The organism is Thermosynechococcus sp. QS41 (genome assembly GCF_031583515.1).
GTDB lineage: Bacteria > Cyanobacteriota > Cyanobacteriia > Thermosynechococcales > Thermosynechococcaceae > Thermosynechococcus.
This window is the reverse complement of sequence record NZ_CP134181.1, coordinates 1,688,359-1,712,079: the sequence shown is the minus strand read 5'-3', so window position 1 is coordinate 1,712,079 and position 23,721 is coordinate 1,688,359. Positions and strand designations below refer to the sequence as shown.

At 53.2% G+C, this 23,721-nt stretch carries 23 protein-coding genes and 1 riboswitch; of the genes, 15 read left to right on the top strand and 8 right to left on the bottom strand.

What is annotated here, in order from left to right; genetic code table 11:
• The first annotated feature begins 139 nt into the window (after window positions 1–139).
• A riboswitch (cobalamin riboswitch) is annotated at window positions 140–285 on the top strand.
• A 291-nt stretch (window positions 286–576) separates the two neighbouring features.
• From metE to RHJ80_RS08390, 5 genes are all read left to right on the top strand, one after another.
• Complete coding sequence (gene metE, locus RHJ80_RS08410; protein WP_310800769.1) at window positions 577–2,829, top strand: 5-methyltetrahydropteroyltriglutamate--homocysteine S-methyltransferase; 2,253 nt, start codon at window positions 577–579, stop codon at window positions 2,827–2,829.
• Between the two features lie 252 nt (window positions 2,830–3,081).
• Window positions 3,082–3,234 (top strand): His/Gly/Thr/Pro-type tRNA ligase C-terminal domain-containing protein, encoded by a 153-nt coding sequence (locus RHJ80_RS08405; protein ID WP_255521535.1) that lies wholly within the window; start codon window positions 3,082–3,084, stop codon window positions 3,232–3,234.
• Window positions 3,235–3,362: 128 nt separating this feature from the next.
• Window positions 3,363–4,019 (top strand): NAD(P)H-dependent oxidoreductase, encoded by a 657-nt coding sequence (locus RHJ80_RS08400; RefSeq protein ID WP_206199791.1) that lies wholly within the window; start codon window positions 3,363–3,365, stop codon window positions 4,017–4,019.
• Window positions 4,020–4,190: 171 nt separating this feature from the next.
• Entirely contained in the window at window positions 4,191–4,697 is a 507-nt protein-coding gene (locus tag RHJ80_RS08395) for a GNAT family N-acetyltransferase (protein WP_225901709.1), read from the top strand.
• Between the two features lie 44 nt (window positions 4,698–4,741).
• Window positions 4,742–5,008: a DUF5340 domain-containing protein gene (locus RHJ80_RS08390; protein ID WP_206199789.1), complete on the top strand. Its 267-nt coding sequence runs from the start codon at window positions 4,742–4,744 to the stop codon at window positions 5,006–5,008.
• On the opposite strand, the gene menA is transcribed toward RHJ80_RS08390, so the two are convergent.
• The gene (menA, locus tag RHJ80_RS08385) at window positions 4,996–5,892 is read right to left on the bottom strand and encodes a 2-carboxy-1,4-naphthoquinone phytyltransferase (protein WP_310438219.1); all 897 of its coding nucleotides are present in this window, start codon (window positions 5,890–5,892) and stop codon (window positions 4,996–4,998) included. The genes RHJ80_RS08390 and menA overlap by 13 nt on opposite strands.
• A 33-nt stretch (window positions 5,893–5,925) precedes the next feature.
• On the bottom strand, window positions 5,926–6,315 hold the full coding sequence (locus RHJ80_RS08380) for a hypothetical protein (protein ID WP_310438220.1): 390 nt from the start codon (window positions 6,313–6,315) through the stop codon (window positions 5,926–5,928).
• A gap of 200 nt (window positions 6,316–6,515) precedes the next feature.
• Between RHJ80_RS08380 and RHJ80_RS08375 the strand changes: the two genes are divergently transcribed.
• The 5 genes from RHJ80_RS08375 (at window position 6,516) to RHJ80_RS08355 (ending at window position 14,275) form a co-directional block, all read left to right on the top strand.
• Window positions 6,516–7,541, top strand: coding sequence for a hypothetical protein (locus RHJ80_RS08375; protein ID WP_206199786.1), 1,026 nt, complete (start codon window positions 6,516–6,518; stop codon window positions 7,539–7,541).
• A gap of 70 nt (window positions 7,542–7,611) precedes the next feature.
• Window positions 7,612–9,759 (top strand): polyribonucleotide nucleotidyltransferase, encoded by a 2,148-nt coding sequence (locus RHJ80_RS08370; RefSeq protein ID WP_206199785.1) that lies wholly within the window; start codon window positions 7,612–7,614, stop codon window positions 9,757–9,759.
• 12 nt (window positions 9,760–9,771) lie between these two features.
• On the top strand, window positions 9,772–11,955 hold the full coding sequence (gene glyS / locus RHJ80_RS08365) for a glycine--tRNA ligase subunit beta (protein WP_310800768.1): 2,184 nt from the start codon (window positions 9,772–9,774) through the stop codon (window positions 11,953–11,955).
• Window positions 11,956–12,099: 144 nt separating this feature from the next.
• The gene (locus RHJ80_RS08360; RefSeq protein ID WP_302676106.1) at window positions 12,100–12,999 is read left to right on the top strand and encodes a hypothetical protein; all 900 of its coding nucleotides are present in this window, start codon (window positions 12,100–12,102) and stop codon (window positions 12,997–12,999) included.
• A gap of 112 nt (window positions 13,000–13,111) precedes the next feature.
• Entirely contained in the window at window positions 13,112–14,275 is a 1,164-nt protein-coding gene (locus tag RHJ80_RS08355) for a GuaB3 family IMP dehydrogenase-related protein (RefSeq protein ID WP_206199783.1), read from the top strand.
• Here RHJ80_RS08355 and RHJ80_RS08350 read toward each other — a convergent pair.
• The 5 genes from RHJ80_RS08350 to RHJ80_RS08330 are packed head-to-tail and all read right to left on the bottom strand — an operon-like array spanning window position 14,272 to window position 17,541.
• Window positions 14,272–14,952, bottom strand: coding sequence for a C40 family peptidase (locus RHJ80_RS08350; protein WP_206201670.1), 681 nt, complete (start codon window positions 14,950–14,952; stop codon window positions 14,272–14,274). The two genes, RHJ80_RS08355 and RHJ80_RS08350, sit on opposite strands and share 4 nt — an antisense overlap.
• Window positions 14,953–14,975: 23 nt before the next feature.
• Complete coding sequence (gene purQ, locus RHJ80_RS08345) at window positions 14,976–15,701, bottom strand: phosphoribosylformylglycinamidine synthase subunit PurQ (protein WP_206199782.1); 726 nt, start codon at window positions 15,699–15,701, stop codon at window positions 14,976–14,978.
• Window positions 15,698–16,303, bottom strand: a complete 606-nt coding sequence (locus RHJ80_RS08340; RefSeq protein ID WP_206199781.1) for a hypothetical protein — start codon at window positions 16,301–16,303, stop codon at window positions 15,698–15,700. Before RHJ80_RS08340 ends, purQ begins: the two co-directional genes overlap by 4 nt.
• Before the next feature lie 5 nt (window positions 16,304–16,308).
• Complete coding sequence (purS, locus tag RHJ80_RS08335) at window positions 16,309–16,578, bottom strand: phosphoribosylformylglycinamidine synthase subunit PurS (RefSeq protein WP_206199780.1); 270 nt, start codon at window positions 16,576–16,578, stop codon at window positions 16,309–16,311.
• Between the two features lie 3 nt (window positions 16,579–16,581).
• Window positions 16,582–17,541 carry an SPFH domain-containing protein gene (locus RHJ80_RS08330; protein ID WP_206199779.1) on the bottom strand — a complete coding sequence of 320 codons (960 nt, stop codon included), beginning with the start codon at window positions 17,539–17,541 and terminating at the stop codon, window positions 16,582–16,584.
• A 239-nt stretch (window positions 17,542–17,780) separates the two neighbouring features.
• Here RHJ80_RS08330 and RHJ80_RS08325 point away from each other — a divergent pair, with 239 nt between their 5' ends.
• From RHJ80_RS08325 to RHJ80_RS08305, 5 genes are read left to right on the top strand one after another with little or no spacing between them, the layout of a single operon-like run.
• Complete coding sequence (locus tag RHJ80_RS08325) at window positions 17,781–19,187, top strand: UbiA family prenyltransferase (RefSeq protein ID WP_310800767.1); 1,407 nt, start codon at window positions 17,781–17,783, stop codon at window positions 19,185–19,187.
• Window positions 19,184–19,591, top strand: a complete 408-nt coding sequence (locus RHJ80_RS08320; RefSeq protein WP_310800766.1) for a GtrA family protein — start codon at window positions 19,184–19,186, stop codon at window positions 19,589–19,591. The genes RHJ80_RS08325 and RHJ80_RS08320 overlap by 4 nt, the downstream gene beginning before the upstream one ends.
• Window positions 19,569–20,927, top strand: coding sequence for an FAD-binding oxidoreductase (locus RHJ80_RS08315; RefSeq protein WP_310800765.1), 1,359 nt, complete (start codon window positions 19,569–19,571; stop codon window positions 20,925–20,927). Before RHJ80_RS08320 ends, RHJ80_RS08315 begins: the two co-directional genes overlap by 23 nt.
• Window positions 20,924–21,658 carry an SDR family oxidoreductase gene (locus RHJ80_RS08310; protein ID WP_310800764.1) on the top strand — a complete coding sequence of 245 codons (735 nt, stop codon included), beginning with the start codon at window positions 20,924–20,926 and terminating at the stop codon, window positions 21,656–21,658. The genes RHJ80_RS08315 and RHJ80_RS08310 overlap by 4 nt, the downstream gene beginning before the upstream one ends.
• An 11-nt stretch (window positions 21,659–21,669) precedes the next feature.
• Window positions 21,670–22,446, top strand: coding sequence for an SAM-dependent chlorinase/fluorinase (locus RHJ80_RS08305; RefSeq protein WP_310453672.1), 777 nt, complete (start codon window positions 21,670–21,672; stop codon window positions 22,444–22,446).
• On the opposite strand, the gene RHJ80_RS08300 is transcribed toward RHJ80_RS08305, so the two are convergent.
• The gene (locus tag RHJ80_RS08300) at window positions 22,438–23,688 is read right to left on the bottom strand and encodes a VWA domain-containing protein (protein WP_310438231.1); all 1,251 of its coding nucleotides are present in this window, start codon (window positions 23,686–23,688) and stop codon (window positions 22,438–22,440) included. The two genes, RHJ80_RS08305 and RHJ80_RS08300, sit on opposite strands and share 9 nt — an antisense overlap.
• Window positions 23,689–23,721 lie beyond the last annotated feature (33 nt).

Here is a 23,721-nt window from a genome sequence, read left to right as displayed (position 1 = left end):
GAACGCTGCTGAGAAAAATGATAACTATTTCTCATTTTAGCCTCAGCAGTTGCACAATAACGGCAGCAGTCAACCTAGGGGCAGCTTTTCATACCAATAGACCGCCGTGCTCTTACCCTTAACTCATAACTTGTGTTAGCCTTGAATGTACTCACTCGGTTCTGGTGGGGATCAGCCATCAGACGCAAGGGGGAAAGTGCAGTGCAAATCTGCCGCTGTCCCGCAGCTGTGATGAGAGGCACTACTCTCTCAGTCAGAATGCCCGCCGAGTTGTGAATGTCGTTATGCCAACATCTGCGAGGTACAGATGATGTTCTTCATGCTTCAATTTTCATTAATTTGCCTAGGTAAAGAACCCCCCTACCGCCCTTTTCTCGCAACGTTGCTGCCGTTGCTGTAGCACAAGTGATTTTGGAGATTTTCAAGCACCTACAAGCACTTAGACAAGGGGTTGCTCTTGCAGTGACCCACGTTAGGTTCTGCTGATGATGCTGGAAGTGTACTGCTTGTTGGGCTGAAAACAGCTATCTTTCTTTGTCTATTGAGAGAACTGTCAAAACTCAGGGTACTGCAACAATGACCATTCAAACTGCAACGCTAGGCTACCCCCGCATTGGTAAAAATCGTGAGCTGAAAAAGGCATTGGAAGCCTTTTGGAATGGCAAATACAATCAAGAAAATTTGCTACAAACAGTTCAAGAGATTGAATTGGCAAATTGGCAAACGCAACTGCAGGCTGGCATTGATCGCATTGGCGTTGGCGATACCAGTTTTTACGATCCCGTCCTTGACTGGAGTGTCCGCCTCGGCCTCATCCCACAGCGGTATCAAGCCTTTACAGGGCTGGAGCAATACTTTGCAATGGCTCGTGGCAAAGAGAGGATTCCAGCTCTTGAGATGACCAAATGGTTTGACACCAACTATCACTACTTGGTTCCCGAAATGAGTCAGCCTCTTCAGGCAGCGGACTTTAGTGATTTTCTGGGCATCATTGGTCGCGCCCAAAGGGTCTTGGGCGATCGCGCCGTTCCCATGGTGCTAGGGCCTTTAACCCTGCTACGGCTGAGTCGGCTGCAGATGAATCTAGAGGAAGCGTTGTCTTGCCTAGTGGAGCGCTATCTTATCCTGTTGGCTGAATTGAAGAACCTAGGGGTGGTTGAGGTACAAATCCACGAACCTGCCTTGGTTTTTGGGGACACCAACAACTTCAGGGAATTGTATGAATCAACATTTGATGCGCTCTGTCAAGTTGGCTTGCCGATTTACCTAGTGACCTACTTTGATGATCTCGGCGCTGCCTATCCTTGGGTGGTGACGTTGCCCGTAGCCGGCATTAGTCTAGATTTTACCCGTGGGCAGAACTTGGCATTATTGCAGCAGTATGGTTTCCCAAGGGATAAACAGCTGGGAGTGGGTATTGTGGATGCCCGAAACATTTGGAAAATTTGCCCAGAACCTGTCGTGTCAACCTTAGCAGCGATTCAGGGTATCACAACTAATATCCGGTTGCACCCCTCAGCCTCTTTACAATTCGTCCCCTACGATGCAGCACGAGAAGTGAAGTTACCAGAGCCATTGCGGCGGGTGTTGAGTTTTGCCGAACAAAAGTTGGATGAGGTGGTGCTATTGGCACAGACGCTGCAGGAGAGTCCCAAAGCCCTTGCCCAGCACCCCCAATTGGCAGAGATTGAAGCCCAGTGGCAGGCCTTTAAGGAATTTAGGCCTGTGAATCCAGTGGTACAACAGCGGTTGCGCAATTTAACCGTCAACGATCTGGAACGGGCTATGCCCTATAAACAACGCCGCCAACTGCAGCCCACCTTACCGCTCTTTCCGACAACTACCATTGGTTCTTTTCCGCAAACCCCAGAAGTGCGGCAATTGCGGGTGAAGCTCAAGCGCGGAGAAATCACCCTTGCTGAGTACCAAGCAGCAATTGATGCTGAAATTGCCAAATGCATTCGATTGCAGGAAGAAATTGGCCTAGATGTATTGGTGCATGGCGAGTTTGAACGCACCGACATGGTGGAATTCTTTGGCCAGAAGCTCACTGGTTTTGTCTTTACTGAACACGGCTGGGTGCAAAGCTATGGCAGTCGCTGTGTGCGTCCACCCATTATTTATGGGGATGTAGCGCGAACCGAGCCAATGACGGTGCGAGAGTTTAAGGTGGCGCAATCGTTGACACAAAAAATCGTCAAGGGTATGCTGACGGGGCCGGTAACAATGATTAACTGGTCTTTTACCCGCACCGATATTCCGCGTAGCGAACAGGCGATGCAGATTGCCTTGGCTCTACGGGATGAAGTGGCCGATTTAGAAGCTGCTGGGGCAAAGATTATCCAGATTGATGAACCCGCTTTACGGGAAGGATTACCCCTCAAGCCGGAACGTTGGCAGGAGTACTTGGCTTGGGCCGTCGATGCGTTTCGGTTGGCGGCTGGTGTGGCTAAGCCAGAAACCCAAATTCATACCCACATGTGCTATTCGGAGTTTGGCGACATTATTCAACATATCGAGCGCCTAGATGCAGATGTGTTGTCCATTGAAAATAGCCGCAGTAACAATGAAACGCTGTTTGAAATTACTGATGCCGGCTATCAACAGCAGGTGGGCAATGGTGTTTATGATGTTCATAGTCCGGCAGTTCCCACTGTTGAGCAGATGGTTCAGCAGCTGGAGACTGCGATCGCCCATCTACCCAGTGACCAGATTTGGGTTAACCCAGACTGCGGTCTGAAAACCCGTCGCTGGGAGGAAGTGATTCCCTCACTGAAAAACATGGTGGCCGCCGCCCAGCAATTGCGAGGGGCTCGTCTTACCAGCTGAGGATCTGTTGTTGCTGCCAGCGCACCGTTGCCCCCTTAAAATCGCAGGATTTTTCCACCACTCAAAACTGCGTTTCCATTCCTGCGATTAGGGGCGCAATGCTTGTAAGCAGGCTGCCTCGCCTAAAGACCTGCTCCATGATTGGTAGGGGCACCTGATCCTCGGCTGATAGGATATCCGCGTGAGTGTGGATCGTACGGGCGATCGCTAGGTCAACAAATCCGCAATGCTGAAACCCAGAGAATTCCTGTGATGGGCATTGTGGGTGCCAAGGAAGTCGAAAGCGAGACCGTGAGTATCCGCACCCGTGCAGCGGGAGATGTCGGCGCTTTCCCTGTTAAGGAACTGGTTGAAAAACTCACCTCTGCCATGACTGCGATCGATGCCGATATTCAGTGGCAATAGTGGGCAATTGATCTACAGGGCAGTTGACCTCACCTTTAATAGTTTGTCAAAATGAGCGGCGAGTGGTTCTCGCGATCGCGTAGCGTACCCTTCGGGTAATCGCTCTAATCAATTCTCTAGGGAACAGAATGACTGAAACACCGATTTCACCAACAACGGTTTTGCAACAACTACAATGGCGCTACGCCACGAAGAAATTTGACCCCAATCGCAAAATTCCTGCGGATCTATGGCAAACACTTCTACAAAGTCTGGTACTGGCTCCTTCTTCCTTTGGCCTGCAACCGTGGAAGTTTTACGTCATTGAGACGCCTGCGCTACGCCAAGCCCTGCTCCCCCACACTTGGAATCAACGGCAGGTGGTGGATGCCTCCCACTTAGTGGTATTTGCCATTAAAACCAATCTCAATGCTACGGACGTTGATCGCTACCTTGCACGGCAAGCGGAAGTCCACCAAACCGCAGTGGAAAATCTGCAAAAGTATGGGGACTTGGTCAAGGGCTTTTTGCAGTCACCCCCCTACCCCCTCAATGTTGATGAATGGTCAACCCGCCAAGTCTATATTGCTTTGGGTCAGTTTATGCTGACGGCGGCGCTGCTGGGCATTGACACCTGCCCGATGGAGGGTTTCTTGCCCCAAGAATATGATCGCCTTCTCGGTCTACCTGCCCAGGGTTATCATGCCGTCGTTCTATGTGCAGCGGGCTATCGAGCGGCCGATGACAACTATGCGACTTTGCCCAAGGTACGCTATCCCCTAGAGGCAGTTGTGGAAGTGCGCTAAGGTTCACGAATTGACCCCGCTGGACATAGGCTAAGCTAGAAATAGCTCGGTACAAACGTTTGTATGTCTTTGCACACCGATGATCCCATTGACCACAATTTAGTTGATTTAGAAATCGTTCCCGCCAAAGAAGAAGAGCGCTCTGAACCCACCAACATTATTATTCGCGAGATGGGCATTGACGACATTGCCCCTGTATTTCACCTTGGTGAGGAACTCTTCACCAGTGATCTGTATCCCTCGCTGTATCGCATCTGGGATGAGTGGGAGGTTATTGGTTTCTACAACACCGATCCCGAATACTGTCTGGTGGCCGAAGCTGACTCGCAAGTGGCAGGGTTTATCTTAGGCACAATTATTAGCAAAGCCCCTTGGGTCTATGGCTACATTAACTGGCTGGGGGTACATCCGCAGTATCAACGGCGGGGGATTGCCGACAAGCTCGTAGATAAGCTCATTGAACGCATGATTGAGGAGGGGGCGCGATTTATGCTGGTGGATACCGATCCGGCCAACACGCCCGCAGTGAAGTTCTTTACCCGTAAGGGCTTTGGCAATCCGCGGCGGCATGTCTTTTTTTCGTTAAACTTAACCAAGCACGAAATCTATGGCCGGCTGATTGCCTACGAGCGCGATCGCTCCGAGCGGTTGACCTATCGCCGTCCCCGCCGCCGCTAGAAAGCGGAAATCTAGATAGTCGTTCCTTGGAGGTGTCTGCCCCGGTGACTCTTTCTTCTGCCCCCTCAGATGAGATTCCTGTTCCTGCCCACATCCATTACGAGTTAGCGCTGCAAATTTTGGAACAGGTCTCGTTGCCCGCCCTCCCTCCCCACTCCAGTGGTTACCAGCAACTCCATAGTGCGGTCATTCATCTGCGCAAAGCCCTGCGGCTGCAAAAGCAGTTTGAAGAGGAATGGCAATTGAGAGGCGGCAGTGTGGAGTACCAATGGTCGCTGAATCGCGATCGCCCCCCAGCTCAGAGCAAGTAACCCAATCCCAAGAGCAAGCTACTCCAAAAATGCAGTTGCACCGCAATAAATTTCGAGTTCTTGATCTGCTCAGGGACACTGTGAAATTGCGCCATCCGCTGGCACAAATAAATCGCCCAAGGCAGTGAACTCAAAGCCAGCAGTGTTGGCCATGGCAGGATTCCCCATGCGACACTGGCCAGCAACACCCCATAAAAAAGACCACAGGCACCATAGACCAGTTGAGCACTGCGAGCCGTCCCTAAGCGCACGACCGGCGAACGTTTGCCAGCGGCTAGATCATCGGCCACTTGGTGAAAGTGGGAGCAAAAAAGAATCAGTGTTGTCGTCAGACCATTGAGGATAGCCACTGGCCAAATACTAGGGCTAAAGGTTTGCACTTGGCTATAGTAGGCAGCAGCGATCGCCAAAGGTCCAAAGCAGATAAAACAAATCGGCTCCCCCAAGCCCAAATAGCCCAAACGAAAGGGCGGGCCTTGGTAGCTATAGCCTAGGGCACAGCAGAGCAATACCAACCCTAAAACCGTTGCATCCTGTTGCAACCAACTAATGGCCGCAACCCCCAGTAGTCCCAAAAGTAAGCAGAGGTTGCTCAGCCAAAAGATCAATTGCTTTTTGCCTGTAAGGTTGACTACAGAATGGTACTTGTGGCGATCGATCCCCGTTTCGGCATCAAACACATCATTACTGAGATTCAGCCAAACCAAAATCAGCACTGCCGCTGTCAGAAACAACCCAAAAGGCCACCAGTGCACCCTTCCCGTTTCGGCGATCGCCACCGCTGTGCCCAACCAAATGGGCATCACTGCCACACTGTACATAGGAAGTTTAATCGCCGCCCACCACAAACGGGAGCGATCTATCGATTCTGACGGACTAGCCATCTCACCTATACTTGAGTCACCTTCGTCAGCATATCATTGCCGCTCCTGTCCATAGATCGCTTGTTTCGCTGCCCAAATGGCCTGCCGCAACGCTGGATTATTCAGCTTATAGCTATAGATGCCCAAGTCCCGCGCTAAGGCCACCAGTTGTGGGCGAGTCAGCCGCTCTAGCTCCGCGATCGTCAGCGTTTCGATAGTGGGTTGAGGCGGGCACAGTCGGCGTTCAAGGGCGGCCACTTGCTGTTCTAGGGCACTCAGTCGCTGCAAAACTGTGGGACAGGCCATCTCCGTCGGCTGAAGAGATTGTTGCAAAATTTTACGAATTGCCTCACTAAGGGAACCGCATCCCTGCTGGACTTGCCAGCGTTGGAGTTGGCCATAGAGTTCAGCATCTAAACGAAGCGTGATCTTTTTGTGGGGCATGACTGAAATTCAAAAAAAAACCGACAAACTTACTTACAGTCTGTCGGCTCGTTGTGTGTTCCCTGTTGATGACTCGGATAGTACTGAGTCACTATTTAGTATGACCCATCCCCCGATAGAATGACTGTGACGATGATCACAATTTAGCCGCCTTTTATTGCGTTTCACCAAATTCTCTCATTAGACTTTCCAAATTCCCTATGACCTCTCCCCTAGACGGTACGATTATTTTGCCCGGCAACCCCCTGAGCGTCCCCCTACGGCGGCGTTTACTCCATGTGAATGGGATAGGGAGCGATGCTGCCAAGCAACGGCGGGATTTGAACCGCCTTGCCGAACTCACAGCGACTTATCCTTTAGAAATTCGGGGCATTCACAATCAGACCCATGGCTTCCAAGCGGATCTCTTGGAAAGTTTCCTCGGTAAGGCAGAACTCTACCGTTTTTGGCTCCAGACCCCAGCCCCAGACCCCAGCAAAGATCGCCGCTATGAGTATGCCAAACTCCTTAGCCAACTGGTGAGCAAAGACCTTGCCGATGATGCCGATATTCTAGCGATCGCCCAACCGAGCCAACTGCAACAGCGCCCCCTCGATATCAATAGCACCGCTGACTTAACGAAACTCCTTGACCTCTCGTTCCTACAAAAATTAGGCTGGGGGGATTTTGTCCAGTATCTCTACGGTGCCTTTCCAGCCGGCGCGCCGCGTCCCACCCTGCGGTTGGCCTATGAAATCGTCAAGGGGTTACAAGCGGGAGCCGAATTGTACCTTGTCGCCCATAGTCAAGGGTTAATTATTACTGCCCTTGCCTGCCACATTGTCCACCAATTGCTGCTGCCACAAACGAAATGGATGGAGATGGTTCATCTCATTGGCTATGGCCCGGCCATTTTCTTTGCGGATTTACCGCCAGAGCTACAGCCGCGAACCATCCTAATTCAACACCGTCAAGATGTGGTGGCCGAAACCCTGAGCAATCTTCGCAATGTCGATCTGTGGACTAACTTGCAAACCCAGATGGAAAAAGCCATTCACTACGCTGATGATCTGTTGAAAGTGCTCGGTCAAGATAGCCACCACTCTGCCAGTTTCTATTTGGGGTTACAGGATAGCCCCAGCAGCCGGCGATCGGCAGAACTGATACAAATTTTATTAACCCAAAGCTGGACAGCGACCCCCAGTCTTGCCGTCCTTGGGGGCACACGGCTGATCCTTGAACTTTAGCGGATGAGTGGCAGAAGCGGCTATCCTAGTAGAGAGAAAGAAATAGGAAGAAGGAAAAAATAGAACGCCAATGAAGGGTCTAGAAAAGATTATCCCCCTAGATGGGCGGGATATTAAGGTGGTATTGCAAAAATTTGCCCCCCAAGCTGCCGGTTCCATTCTCATTAGTTCGGGAGAAACGGCTGTACTCGTGACGGCGAATCGTGCCGCCGCTCGCGAAGGCATTGATTTTTTACCCCTTGTGGTGGATTACGAAGAGCGCCTCTATGCCGCTGGGCGGATTCCCGGCGGTTTTTTACGGCGTGAGGGTCGCCCCCCCGAAAAAGCGATTCTCATTGGTCGCCTGATTGACCGGCCGCTGCGCCCCCTCTTTCCCCAATGGTTGCGCGATGATCTGCAAGTAGTAGCCACGACGGTTTCCTTGGATGAAAATGTTCCCCCCGATGTATTGGCGGTAACGGGAGCCTCGATCGCTGTTCTTTTGGCGCAAATTCCCTTTAATGGTCCAATGGCAGCAGTGCGGGTGGGCCTTGTGGGGGATGAGTTTATTATCAACCCCACCTACAAAGAAATTGAGCGCGGTGGCTTAGATCTGGTCGTGGCCGGCTCTCCCGATGGCGTGGTGATGGTGGAGGCCGGTGCCAATGAGCTGCCCGAAGCCGACATGATTGAAGCTATTGACTTTGGCTATGAGGTGATCCAAGACCTGATTCAAGCGCAGCGGGATCTCCTCAAGGAATTGGGCATTGACATTGTCCACGCGGAACCGCCGGCGATCGACCCCACCTTGGAAAACTTCATCTACGATCGCGCTGTTGAACCGGTCAAAGCCATTCTCAAACGCTTTGAAAAGGACAAAAATGTTCGCGATGCTGCCCTCGATGAGGTGCAAGGGGCGATCGCCCAAGAAATTGCTGCCCTGCCAGCGGATCACCCGGTCGCAGTGGCGGCAGCGGAAAACCCGAAAGCCCTGCCTACCCTCTTTAAGGCCGTGACGAAAAAACTCATGCGGCAGCAAATTATTGAAGAAGGGGTGCGAGTGGATGGCCGCCGTCTCGATGAAGTGCGTCCCATTTGGTGTGAGGTGGGGGTTCTGCCAGAGCGGGTTCATGGTAGTGCCCTCTTTAATCGCGGCTTGACGCAGGTGATGTCTGTGACCACCCTCGGTTCTCCTGCCGATGCCCAAGCCCTTGATGATCTGCATCCCGAGGACAGCAAACGTTATCTGCACCACTACAACTTTCCCCCCTACTCTGTGGGTGAAGTCAAACCCCTGCGATCGCCCGGGCGGCGGGAAATTGGCCATGGTGCCCTCGCAGAGCGTGCCCTCGAACCGGTCATTCCTCCCAAAGAGGAGTTTCCCTATGTGATTCGCGTCGTGTCGGAGGTGCTCTCTTCCGATGGTTCTACCTCCATGGGATCCGTTTGTGGTTCCACCCTCTCCTTGATGGATGCCGGGGTACCGATCCGTAAACCCGTCAGTGGGGCGGCCATGGGGCTGATCAAGGAGGGCAATGAGGTGCGCATCCTCACCGACATTCAGGGGATTGAAGACTTCCTTGGCGACATGGACTTCAAGGTAGCCGGCACCGATAGCGGTATTACCGCTCTGCAAATGGATATGAAAATTACTGGCTTGCCCGTTGCCGTGATCAAGCAGGCGATCGAACAGGCACGTCCGGCACGGCTCCATATCCTTGAGAAAATGCTGGCGGTGCTGGACAAACCCCGTCCACAACTGCCCCCCAGTGCGCCACGGCTGCTGACGTTGCAAATTCCCCCCGATATGATTGGCCTTGTCATTGGTCCCGGTGGTAAAACCGTGCGCGGTATCTGCGAGCAATACAACGTCAAGGTGGATATTAGTGAAGAAGGGCTGGTCACCATTACTGCCCCCAATGAAACCAACGCCAAGCAAGCACGGGCGGCCATTGAGGGTCTGACGCGAAAGCTCAACGCCGGTGATGTCTATCTGGGCAAGGTGACGCGGATTATTCCCATTGGCGCTTTTGTCGAGTTTCTCCCCGGCAAGGAGGGGATGATCCACATTTCCCAGTTGGCGGAATATCGCGTTGGCAAAGTCGAGGACGAAGTGAAAATTGGCGATGAAATTGTCGTCAAAATCCGTGAGGTGGACAGCAAAGGTCGCATTAACTTGACCCGCCTTGGTATTCATCCCGACGAGGCCGAAGCCGCCCGCAGTAGCTCCGTTATCTAGCCCATGGTCACCATGCCCAAGTCATCACCGCATACGTTCCTCTTGGAGGTGGGAACCGAGGATCTCCCCGCCCGCTTTGTCAGTAGTGCCCTGCGCCAGTGGCACACCCTGATTCCCCAAACCCTCAAGGAACAGGGACTGGAGGGGGAAGTCAAAGTCTGGGCAACCCCGCGCCGCTTAGCGGTACTGATTGAGGGGTTACCGCCCCAGCAACCCGATCAAGCAATTGAAATCAAAGGGCCAGCGGCCAGCGTGGCCTTTCGCGAGGGGGAACCTACCCCTGCCCTATTGGGGTTCTTGCGATCGCGCCAAGGTCGTCTTGAGGAAATTGAAATCCGTCCCACGGAAAAAGGAGAGGTAGTCTATCTCAAGCAAGTTCGCCCCGGCCAACCGACGTCCCAACGATTGACCGAGTTGGCACCACAGTGGATTGCCGCCCTTGAGGGTGCCCGCTTCATGCGCTGGGGGGATGGGGATTTGCGGTTTTCGCGTCCCATTCGGTGGCTAGTGCTGCTGTGGGATGAGCAGGTACTGCCCTTGGTCTTGGAGAGCCATTCCGTGCGCATTGCCAGCGATCGCACCACCTATGGCCATCGCGTCCTTTCTCAAGGGGCTATTGTCCTCAAGCATGCCCAAGACTATGAAGCTGCCCTTGAAACGGCGGGAGTCTTGGTAGATCCAGAGGTTCGCCAGCAACGGATTCGCGAGCAAATTGCTGCCCTTGCTGCGGAAGCGGGGGGATGGGTGGATTTAGAGGTGCCCCTTTTGGAGGAAGTCACCCACCTCGTGGAATGGCCAACGGCGGTTTTGGGAAGTTTTGAAGCGCGGTTTCTTGCCCTGCCCCTTGAGGTGATTACCACCGTATTGGTGTCCCATCAGCGGTATTTTCCCGTGTACACCGATGCCACTCGCCAAGCGCTACTCCCTGTATTCATCACGATTAGCAATGGCGACCCGGCGGCCACCCCCTTGATTCGTGCTGGGAATGAGCGGGTGATTCGTGCTCGCCTAGCGGATGCCGAGTTCTTCTACAAGGCGGATACGGCACAGCCCCTAGAGCACTACCGCGACAAACTAGCCACGGTTACCTTCCAAGATGAATTGGGATCCATGGCCGACAAAGTGGAGCGGCTAACTGTGCTGGCTCGCCAAATTGCCACCGCCTTAAATTGTGCGGCTGCGGACGTTGCTGCCATTGAACGCACGGCCTGCCTGTGCAAAGCGGATCTAGTGACGCAGATGGTAGGGGAATTTCCGGAACTGCAGGGCTACATGGGGCAAGTGTATGCCACGGTCTCCGGGGAAGCGCCAGCGGTGGCGACGGGGATTTTTGAGCATTATCTGCCGCGTTTTGCTGGCGATCGCCCGCCCCAAAGTCTCACGGGTCAGGTGGTGGGACTCGCCGATCGCTTGGATACTCTTGTCTGCCTTTTTGGTATCGGCCTGTGTCCCACGGGGTCATCAGACCCCTTTGCCCTACGGCGGGCAGCCAATGCCGTGATCACCATTCTCTGGCAGGGGGAACATCACTTGGATTTCCTCGCTCTGCTACAGGAGTCTGCCCAAGCCTTTTGTCGCCAATTTGCCGCCAAGCTCAGTGCCGCTGACTTAGAGCAGCAACTGCGGCAGTTTTTTAGCCAACGGCTGCGAACCTTACTGCAAGAAGATCTTGGCATTGAGTATGACTTGGTGAATGCCGTCATTCCAGAGGATCAGCCGGAGTTGCAGACGCGTGCCCTCAGGGATGTGGTGGATGCCCGCGATCGCGCCCAATTTCTCCAAAAACTGCGCCAATCTGGTGAACTGATGACGATTTACCCCACGGTAAACCGGGCAACTCGCTTGGCACGCCAAGGCACCCTAGGGACAGACTGCCTGAATATCCGTGCCGTCAAGGCCAAGCACCTCGCAGCCCCCATTGAAAAGGAATTCTATGCCGCCCTCAAGGACATCTTGCCCACCGTCCAGCAAGCTCAAGTGCAGCGCGCCTATGGCGAGATTGTTCGTGCCCTAGCCTCCTTGGCTCCGATTGTTAGTCGCTTCTTCGATGGCGAGGAAAGTGTACTGGTGATGGCAGAGGATGCAACGGTACGTGCCAATCGCTTAGCGCTCCTTGGTCTATTGCGCAATTGTGCGGCAATTATTGGCGATTTTGGGGCGATCGTCCAAATCGAGAGCGTTGCATCCAGCTCATAGTTCTCACAACTTTTGGCAGGAACAAAAGTGTTGCTTAGCTCACAGCGGCAACGCATAATTGAGAGTACCCCAATTGAGAATTGCCGTGGCCTGTTCATCTGAACAGGTGCTCAGTTGGTGTTTAGACTGTTTGCGAGAATTGCCATGACTGCTGAACCCCCGGCCAAGCGCCCCCGCGCCAAGAAGACCCCAGCGACTCCGCCAACGCCTTCCCCTGAGTTAGAAACCAAATCTCGCCCAGAAATTCTCGGTGTTGCGGTAGCGGGTAGCTCACCGCCCAAGGTCAATACTGCTCCTGAAGAAGCGATTTCTGAGCAAGAAGATCTTCCTTCCCGTCCCCAGCCGATCCCGCCCCCCAGTGAACGGATGCAATATCGGGCGATCGGGGTTGTACGCGGTCGCTATGTACCCGCTTCGGAGGAGGAGTTCAACCGCGGGGTGATGATGACCGAGGATGGCGTGGAAATTGAAACCGTCCTCTTGGGGCAGGTGATGAACCTGATTAAAAAATATCTCGACCTGAATGAACCCCACCTCTGGGTGGTCTATCCCCGCACCCGCGACGTTGACAAAGAAGCGGTGAAGCTGCACCTGCAAATTGTGGGTGTATGGGAACCGGAACGCCTGCAACAGGCCAATGCCGCAGCAGCGGATCCCGGCGTCAATGACGGCTACTTTTCTGTACGCGGAGAAGTGATCTTCAACTCCCAAGAAAAGAACTTTGTCGTCGTTAAAATTCAACAGTTGCCGCGTCGGCGGGGCGAGAAACCCAAAGCTTTCAAACTGAAACTAACAGGAACCGTGCCTATGAAGTCACCCGGATACTTTTGGGACTTTCAGGTACAGCGACAGGGCACAAGTCTAGTGGTTCAGGAGGCAGCCACGGTGGGTATTTTGCCCCCCCGCAAAATCAAGAAGCCCAAGAAAGCCAAGGCACGGCCAGCCCGTCCCCAGCGCCCTCAGCGTCCCGGTTCATCGCCCACATCGCCGCGTCCGACCTCCTTTCGCCCGGTTCGGCGATCGCCCAATCCCCCATTGAACTAGCGCCAAGGCATGGCTTGTCGAAGTGTTGTAAATTTTTGTAAATTTGTTGCACTGTCAACAACAACTTAGACACCGTACTTGATCCTTTAGCCCACCTACTGCGAGGAACACCATGACGATTCAACTAGGGGGACATCGCACCGCCCGTCGCGCCTACGGTATTGATGAAATTGCCCTTGTCCCCGGCAACCGCACTCTTGATCCCCAGCTGGCCGATACCCGCTGGCGCCTTGGTTCCATTGAACGGGAAATTCCGATTATTGCCAGTGCCATGGATGGGGTCGTGGATGTTACGATGGCCGTCAAACTCAGCCAAATGGGGGCACTGGGCGTCCTCAACCTTGAGGGGATTCAAACCCGCTACGAAGATCCAGCACCGATTCTCGAACGCATTGCCAGCGTCAGTGTTGATGAATTTGTGCCCCTGATGCAGCAGTTGTATGCCCAGCCGATTCAGCCCCACCTCATTGAAAAACGCATTCAAGAAATCAAATCCCAAGGGGGGATTGCTGCCGTCAGTTTAACCCCAGCGGGGGCTAGTCGTTTTGGCGATGTTGTGGCAGCGGCGGGGGCCGATTTGCTCTTTGTCCAAGCCACGGTCGTCTCACCGGCTCACCTTGCCCCTGAGGGGACAGAACCACTCGATCTTGCTGCTTTTTGTGAACGGATGCCAATGCCCGTCATTTTGGGGAATTGCGTCACCTATGAGGTGGCCCTCAGTCTCATGCACTGTGGTGCAGCAGCGATTCTGGTGGGGATTGGGCCGGGGGCAGCCTGTACTTCCCGGGGCGTGCTTGGGGTGGGGGTGCCTCAGGTCACGGCGATCGCTGACTGTGCAGCGGCACGGGATGCCTATTTTGAAGAGACGCAACGCTATGTGCCTGTGATTGCCGATGGGGGCCTTGTCACGGGTGGCGATGTCTGCAAGTGTATTGCCTGCGGCGCAGATGCGGTGATGATGGGATCCCCCTTTGCCCGTGCCAAAGAAGCCCCCGGTCGCGGTTATCACTGGGGGATGGCCACGCCTAGTCCGGTGCTGCCTCGGGGGACGCGCATTCATGTCGGCACCACTGGCACCCTTGAGCAGATTCTGCGGGGACCGGCTCAGTTGGATGATGGTACCCACAACTTTCTTGGGGCATTGCAAACCAGTATGGGCACCCTTGGCGCCAAGGATCTGCGGGAAATGCAGCAGGTGGAGATTGTCATTGCTCCTTCCCTGCTCACGGAAGGCAAGGTCTATCAAAAAGCGCAAAAACTGGGGATGGGGCGCTAGCCTAGGGGCAGATAGCTATAGTCAATGCGGCCACCGCCGCGAAACTGCTGCTGATAGGCGATGCTGACGGGATCTTCACTGGGGTAGAGGGTATCAATGCCAATGCCATTGCGGCCATATTCTTTGCCAGAGCTATGGATATACTGTCCCTGCCCCAGATAGAGACCCACATGGGTCGCCTTTTCACGCGTACCGAAAAACACCAGATCACCCCGCTGAAGCTGGGGTAAGGTTTCCTCAATGGAGTTGCTCCCTAGGGGCGTGGCAAAGGCCTCCTGCTGATAGGCATCACGGGGCAGCCAAATGCCTTGACTGGCAAAACTGGCCTGCATCAAGCCAGAACAGTCGTAGTTGGGAGCAACGGTTCCGCCCCAGAGATATTCATGGGGAACCTGCTGTGCCGCGCAGCAAAAGGCAATCACCTCTTCAAGGACAGCCTCGATGTAGGCGCGATCGCGGGCAATGGGTTGATAGGACTGAGTGGCGGGTGTGAGATGGCGGTAATCCTGTGGATCCAGCCAGCCCCAGTATTCATCCTCAGCAAGTTGCACGTAGGTACGTTCAGCCCCCAAAGCAGGTGCCCAGAGCAAGCGTCCTGCTGCCCCTTGGGTCGCCAAGCGATCGCCCGTGGGGGCATCATAGAGGTTGACGGTTGCCGTCAGTTGATGAAGTTGCATCGCCTCCAAAGACGAAAACACCTCTAAACCTCAGCCGCAGCCATCAAAAGCGATTTGAACAATTGCAGGCCATCCAACGTGTGATCACTGGGGGAGTGGCTCAAGGCGGGGTCAGCGGCGCGCTCAGGGTGGGGCATCATTCCTAACACATTGCCAGCAGCATTGCAAATACCCGCGATATTGTTGAGCGAACCATTGGGATTACTCTCAGGGGTGACATTCCCTTGGGCATCGGCATAGCGAAAGAGGACTTGGCGGTTGGCTTCCAGTTCAGCGAGGGTGGCGGCATCGGCGTAGTAGCAGCCCTCACCGTGGGCAATGGGCAAGCGAATCACCGTTTTATCGCCATAGGCCTGTAGCCACGGGCGTTCCTTGGCTTCTAGGCGCAAATACACGCGATCGCAAATAAAATGCAAGTCCCGATTGCGCACTAGAGCACCGGGGAGCAGTTTGGCCTCGGTCAGGATTTGAAACCCATTACAAATGCCCAGCACCCATTTGCCAGCGGCGGCATGGTCTTTGACGGCGGACATAATTGGTGAGAAGCGGGCGATCGCCCCACAGCGCAAATAATCACCAAAACTGAAGCCCCCCGGTAGCACAATCAAATCATAGTCACTCAGATGGGTCTCTTCGTGCCACAGCAGTTGCGTTGGCCATTGGAGAATCTCACTCGTGACGTAGGCCACATCGCGATCGCAATTGGATCCGGGAAAAACCACAATCCCCACGTTTAGGGCATGACTCACAGCAATCCATCCATCACGTCAGTAATCGGCTTTAACTTGGCAGGGGCATGGAGTAGCTCAATATCCCGTAGCCAGACCACACCGCGTCCCATGAATTCCACCCCAATTTTAATCAAGCCAGGGGTCTGGGGTTCTGGTTTCAGGTGAAAAGGCACTTCACACAGATGCCAATCGCGATCGCCCACGAGGGAAACCGTGCGCGAAAATGTCCAACCAAAGGGTTGACTGCGGCTGAGAACCAGTTGCCCTCCCTCAGGCAGCATCCCGGTTTTCACTAGGGCGCGACACAGGAGCAACTGATCTCCCCCTTGGGCAGAAGGCACTTCCAACCACAGGTGGGCTTCCGGCAGTTCAAAGAGGGGAATTGTTTGCGGCCAGTGGGACTCCAGATACCAAGCGGCGCCTTCAACCCTGAGACCAGAGCCAGCAATGGGTTGATCGACACCCGCCCGAAAAAGGGCAATGCGTTGGAACGGGGCTGCAGGTTCCGGTACCTGAAGCAAGGGGGCAAGGGTCTCCGCCAAGGACTGTAATCCCGATTCAATCCTGGCCTTGATGCCCGCCTCGATACTGGCTAATAGATCATCCCACCAGTTGAACATCGTGCCTATCCTGCGGCAGTTGCCAGCTCCTGCAATTCAATGCGAAAGGTTTCAATCACGGGGTTGGCCAACAGTTGATCGGCAATGTGGGTGAGTTGTGCCTCGGCAGTGGCGCGATCGCTGGCCTCTAGGGTGAGTTCCACCAGTTTGCCAATGCGCACCGATTGTACATTCGTATAGCCGAGATGATGAATCCCCGCCTGTACCGCGACGCCTGCGGGATCTAACACCGATGGTCGCAGCGTAACAAAAACCTGTGCCTGAAATTGTGCCATGGACTATACCTCGCGGGGGGACTGCTCGATCAGGGACTTCACACCCTCAATCGTTGCCGGGATACTGCTGGGATCCATAAATAGTACTTTACTGCTATCACTATGGCCAATGGTGCGTCCCATATCTAAATAGCCCTGAGCAAGGAGAAACTGGAGCGCTTCCTTCGCCTTCGGATCTTCACGCAGTGCTGCGGCAATAATCTTCATTGCTTCTGCAGTTCCTTGGGCACGCAAAATCTGATCTTGGCGCTCCGCTTGGGCACGCAACACCACCACTTTTTGTTCTGCTTCCGCTGCCAGAATAGCGGCTTTTTGTTCGGCCTCGGCGGCTAACACTTGAGCTTCCGCTTTACCTCGAGCCGAGTTGATCGCTGCTTCCCGTTCCCCTTCAGAGGTGAGAATCGCAGCGCGTTTTTTGCGCTCAGCGGACATTTGCAGTTCCATCGAGTCTTGAACCGCCTTCGAGGGGGCAATATCCCGCAGTTCTACACGGGTCACCTTCACCCCCCAAGGATCGGTGGCAATATCCAGATCCCGCAGGAGATTCTCGTTCACCTGAGTGCGGGCGGTAAAGGTTTCATCCAGCTCTAGCTTCCCCATTTCTGCTCGAATCTGCGTTTGCACCAGATTCACCATTGCCATCGTCAGGTTTTCCACCTTGTAGTAGGCGCGCTCCATATCAATAATCCGCCAATAGACAACGGCATCCACCGTAATCGTCACATTGTCACGGGTGATACACTGCTGCGGCGGAATATCTAAGACCTTTTCCCGAATCGTTTGCTCAAAGACCACGCGATCAAGGAGCGGCACTGTAAAATTTAGCCCCGGTTCCAAGCGACGGCTATAGCTGCCTAACCGCTCCACCAAGGCCATATTGCCCTGATTGACAATGCGCACAGAGTTAGCGATACCCCAGCCTCCAAACCCCAGTAGAAACAGCAGGCCAAAGAGTTCACCCATAGTTTCCGTTCCCGAATCAGTTCACTACTACTCTAGTATCTGGCAGCCTAGGTTGGGCTACAGCAGCGGCTAATTCATAATCTGTTACTCGCCTTTAGCTGACCTAGGATTGCTGATTCTGGCACCTTGGATCAACGATTTTGGTTAATACCCTCATGCAGTTCATGGAAAAGAATGGGTTAAGCGGTAGCTTACTTTAAGCTGACCAAGAACATAGCGCAAGTCTTAAACGGTAAAAGATGGTTTATCTTCTTATCGATCTAGACAATACACTGCTGAGGACGGATATTCTGCTGGAATTAATCTGTTCTTCTTTGGCTCAGTCTCTAGTTATATTCTTTCAAATAAGAAGCTTTCATCGCGCCCAAATCAAAAGAAAATTAGCTAAACTCTCTGAAATAGATGTTACAGCACTGCCCTATAACTCGGAGGTTATTCAGTATATCCAAGCTTGGAAAGCAAAGGGGGGTAAGGTTGCTCTCGTCACTGCCACTGATCAACTCATTGCTGATAAGATTGCTGCCTATTTAGGGCTTTTTGATGAGGTTTATGGGTCTGATGGCCAGCTTAATTTGAAGGGAGAGCATAAAGCAAGGTTTATCGTAGAGCGTTTTGGTGAGAAAAATTTTATCTACATGGGGGATTCTGAGGCTGATTTGCCCGCTTGGGCAGTTGCGGCCAAAGCAATTACCGTCAATGCCTCACCTCGGCTGCGCAAGAAAGTAGAGCAAGTTAATTCTAATGTTGAACATCTAGGTACCGCAAAACGAAGCATTCAACCCTACCTGAAAGAAATCCGCCCCCATCAATGGGTGAAAAATAGTTTGGTCTTTGTGCCAATGCTGGCGGCACATCAATTTGATTTACCAACCTTTTGGATTTCGCTGGTGGCAGCGGCTGCTTTTAGTCTGACGGCGTCCAGTGTCTATGCCTTAAATGATCTTTTGGATTTGCAGGTCGATCGCGCCCATCCTCGGAAGCGTCATCGTCCCTTTGCTGCTGGCGATCTTCCCCTCTGTCATGGCATCTGGATGATTTTGGTGCTTTTAGGACTGGGAATGGCGATCGCCACCACCATTAGTTGGCCATTTCTGGGCATTCTGCTGGCCTATTATGGTCTCACAACTGCCTACTCCTTTTACCTAAAGCGACGGATTATTATTGACATTTGCACGCTGGCTGGTCTTTACACCATTCGCATCTTTGCGGGTGCGGTTGCCACAGGAATTTCCCTCAGTGTCTGGCTTTTGGCCTTCTCCATCTTTTTCTTCTTTTGCCTAGCAACAGTCAAGCGGCAAGCAGAACTGGTGGATCATCGTCACCGCAAACAACTCAAGGCCAGTGGTCGGGGCTACCACATTGACGATTTGCCGATTATTAGCATGATGGCCATTGGGGCGGGTTATGTCTCAATTTTGGTGCTGGCGCTCTATATCAACTCTCCCCAAGTGCAGCTTCTTTACACAAGACCACAGGTGCTCTGGGGCATTTGCTGTGTGCTTCTATACTGGATTACAAGAACCATTATGATTACCCATCGGGGTTTGATGCACGATGATCCAATTGTTTATGCAATTAAAGATCGCCAAAGTCAACTCTGCTTCTTGATCTGCCTATTTCTCTTTATAATTGGTGGGATTCTATGAGTTTGCAAACTCTGATTATTCGCTATACAGTTTTTGCGGTTATTGCCACCTTTATGAATTTATTTTTTCAAAGGATGATATTACTCATTGATAATAGTTTCCCTTATTTTATAACCGCAGTGGCGGTGGGTACCCTCGTGGGTTTGGTAGTGAAATACTATCTGGATAAGCGCTGGATTTTTTTTGATCATAAAAAGGGTGTGCATCACTATAGCCGTCAATTTAGTCTGTATGCTTCGATGGGGATTTTCACAACGACCATCTTTTGGGGATTTGAAACTGTATTTTGGTTGATTTGGCAAAGCCATTTCATGCGCGAAATTGGCGCCATTATTGGTCTAGCCATTGGCTATGTGGTCAAGTATCACTTGGATAAGCGATATGTCTTCTCCCATGACGCCTAAGGGTTCTCTTAAAACGCTCTGCGGCTGGGGGCGGTATCCTGTGCAGACCTGTCATGTTTATTGCCCGCGCTCAGAATCTGAGATGATCCAGCTTCTCAAGAGGGGTTTGCCGCTCATTGCCCGCGGTAATGGCCGTGCCTACGGCGATAGCGCCCTCAATAGCAAAGCAACGCTGCAAATGCGCCACTTCAATCGCCTATTGGGGTTTAATCCGCACACGGGTCAATTGATTGCTGAGGCGGGGGTGCTGCTGGCGGAGATTTTAGAGATCTTTGTGCCTCGCGGTTGGTTTCCCTTGATTACCCCCGGTACAAAGTTTGTCACCGTGGGGGGCATGATTGCGGCTGATGTTCATGGCAAGAATCACCACAAAGAGGGCAGTTTTGTTCACAGTTTGGACTGGCTGGATCTCCTCACCAGCGAGGGGCAAATTTATCGCTGCTCCCCTTCCGAAAATCAGGATTTGTTTTACTGGACGGTGGGGGGAATGGGCTTGACGGGGGTGATCCTCAGGGCAGCCTTTCGCTTGCGCCCCATTGAAACCGCTTGGATTCGCCAAACCACCCGCATCGCCAAGCATTTAGACGAGGTCATTAATCTCTTTGAGGCGGCTCAGGACGTGACCTACTCCGTGGCTTGGATTGATTGTCTGGCGACTGGTTCGCAGTTAGGACGGTCTGTGCTCATGCTGGGCGAACACGCCACACGGGAGGGGTTGCCAGTCAAATATCGCCAAAGTCCACTGCGGACTCCGCAACGACGCAAACTCTCGATTCCCGTGGATTTTCCCAATGGTGCCTTGAATTCATTGACCGTGCGTGCCTTTAATCAACTGTATTTCCTCAACAGTCAACGCAAAGCGGGTCAGTCCTTTGTGGATTGGGATACTTTCTTCTATCCCCTTGATAGCTTATTGGGATGGAATCGCATCTATGGGCGGCGCGGTTTTGTCCAGTTCCAATGTGTCTTGCCCCTGAGCACTGCCCGTGAAGGTTTATCGGCCTTACTGCATTGCACGTCAGCTGCAGGAGCGGGATCCTTTCTGGCGGTCTTGAAGAAGTTGGGGGATCAACAGGGTTATTTTTCATTTCCCATGGCGGGTTATACCTTGGCCTTGGACTTTCCGATGTCGCAACGCACCCTCAAGGTTTTGGATCAACTGGAGGAGATCACCCTACACTATGGGGGTCGCTTTTACCTTGCCAAGGATAGCCATTTAACGCCGATGCGCTTGCGCCAGTCCGATGCTCGGGTAGAGAGGTTTGTTCAAGTTAGGAATGCCCATCAGTGGCAGGTCAACTTTGCGTCGGAACAGTCGAAGAGGTTACATCTATGAGGGCGCCTGTGCTGATTTTGGGGGCAACTTCCGATATGGGGCGGGCGATCGCCCAGCGGTTTGCAGCTAAAGGCTACCCAATTCAATTGGCGGCACGGCAGGTGGGTCGCCTAGAGCCAGATAAAGCAGATTTGGAAATACGCTACGGCGTGCCCGTCAGTGTCCATGAATTTGATGTTTTAGCGGTGGAGACCCATGCAAGTTTTATCCAGAAACTTCCGGAGCAACCAGCGATCGTGATCTGCGTTGTTGGCTTCATGCCAGACCAAAAGGCATGTGAGCAAGATTTATCCCTTGCCCTTGAAGTGATGCGCACCAATTATGAAGGTCCAGCGGTTGTTTTGAGTCTCTTTGCCAATGTGTTTGAGCAGCGGGGGTTTGGGACGTTAGTGGGGATTTCCTCTGTGGCGGGGGAACGGGGGCGGGCAAAGAATTACTGCTATGGCTCTGCCAAGGCGGGGTTTACAGCCTTTTTGTCGGGGTTGCGGCAGCGCTTAGCCAAATCGGGGGTTCGAGTCTTAACGGTTTTGCCAGGCTATGTGAGGACACGGATGACCGAGGGCACAAAACTGCCCCCCTTGCTGACGGCGGAGCCTGAGGAAGTGGCCACTGCTATCTACACAGCCATAGAAAAGAAGAAAGATGTGATCTATGTGCGACCCATTTGGCGCTGGGTCATGGTGATCATTCGTTGGATCCCTGAACCTGTGTTTAAGCGCCTTTCCTTTTAAGGGGATTGCCCATGGCTTGCTGCATTACCCTGCTGACGGACTTTGGCCATCAGGATGTTTATGTCGGTGTGATGAAGGGGGTGATTTTAAGTCTTTATCCCCAAGCCCAAGTGATTGACCTGTGCCATGAAATTCCGCCGCAGGATTGTCGCACGGCCAGTTTTCAACTGCTGCAAGCGGTGCCCTATTTTCCCCCGCAAACGGTGCATGTCGTGGTGGTGGATCCGGGGGTGGGAACCCGTCGGCGGGCGATCGCCCTTGATCTGGGGATCGGGTATTGTGTGGGGCCCGATAATGGTGTCTTTAGTCAAGTGTGCGATCGCTATCCTCCTCAGCGAGTGGTTGAACTCACCCAGCCGCAGTTTTGGCGCACCCCCAACCCCAGTGCTACCTTCCATGGGCGGGATATTTTTGCCCCCGTGGCCGCCCATTTAGCTGCAGGAACCGATTTGGCGCGCCTTGGCTCTGCCATTGAGCCAGACAGTTTGGTGCGCTTGCCCCATCTCACCTATGAGATTACCCCCCAAGGCATCCAAGGTTGGATTCAAGCGATTGATCACTTTGGGAATGTGATCACCACACTCCCTGCGGCGCTTTTAGCCAAGGACTACCACCACATTCAGATTCAGGGGCAGCAGATTCCCCTCGTCCACACCTATGGTGATGTTCCACCTCAACATCTGATGGCATTAGTAGGCAGTCATGGGTTTATTGAGCTAGCCATTAATGGTGGCAATGCCCAGTCGCTCTTAGGCTGCCAGAATGGCGATGCTGTGTGGCTAGTTTGAGGGGGGATTGCTCAGGACGGTTTTTGAAGCAATGCGGGTGCGCTTGAGGGCGGCTTCACTGAGGGTAGATTGTTGCTGTAGCTCTTGAGCCGAGGCTTCAAGGACTTTTGCTGCTTCCGTATCTCCCATTTGCAGAGCCGTTTTGGCAGCACTTTGCAAAAAGGTGGCAGCGCCCGCGGTATCTCCCGCTTGCAGCTTTGTTTCTGCCAACTGGGTTTTGCGGTATTTTTCGAGGGTGAGTATACTCTGCTGTACTTCTGGATCCACTTGGGCGATGTGATCGGGTTCTGCCGTGAGCGTCAGGGGAATCCTCTCGGAGAAAAGGCCAGTGGCTTGCTGCACGGGGTCATCGTAGCGGACTTGGACAAAACCAATGAGGTGAGAGCCTGGGGGCAAGGGTTGGGTACTCAGGGTGATCAGGAGTGTGCGTTTGACGGTAGCGGAAACATCGCCAACCCGAATCACATACTCGTGGGGGGTGGGGCTGTCGTAGGTGAGTTCAATCGTATCGGGAGCCACTTGGTTGACTGGTTTGAAGTTCCCTAGTTGTGCCGCCTCGCTCAGGGTCAATAGGACATGGGCATTGGTGTAGTCCACGCTGCTAATGTGGCTAAAGAGCGCTTGAAAACAGGCGATCGCCTGCTCCGCATATTCAATAAAGACTAAACGCCCTGCTGCCGCATCAGCAATCTGCTCAAGGACATCCTGATTCCAGTGAACGCCGAACCCCAAGGTATTAAACGTAATGTTGTACTCTGCTGCCAGCTTGGCCAGTTCAAGGCAGCGTTGGTTATCGCCGTGTTCATTCTCCCCATCGGTGAGCAAAAAGGCTTGGGAGATGGTTCCCTGTTTGCCTTTGGCCAACTCTGTCAGAGCCAGTTTCATCCCCAGATCAATGGCAGTGCCACCACTTGGCTCAAGGGTTGCAATTTGCTCCTTGATTGCAGTTTTATCCTGCACAAATTGATTGGGCACTAACACCTGAGCTTTGTGATCAAAGGCCACGATACTCAGGCGATCCGTCGGCAGTAACCGATCCACCAAGGACTGCGCGGCTCGCTTGACCATTGCCAAAGGTTGCCATGCCATTGAGCCACTGTGATCCAAAATCAGGCAGAGATTGAGAGGAGCGCGCTGCTGTTGTTGTCGCTGTGCCGCTAACGTTAGTTCCAGTTGGCGCTGTGCCCCCTGTCCGGCACTGACAATGGGATCGCTGAGTTTGGCAATAAGTTCAACCGTCATCGTGGCAAAGTGTGCTGTTGCTGACCCTACTCT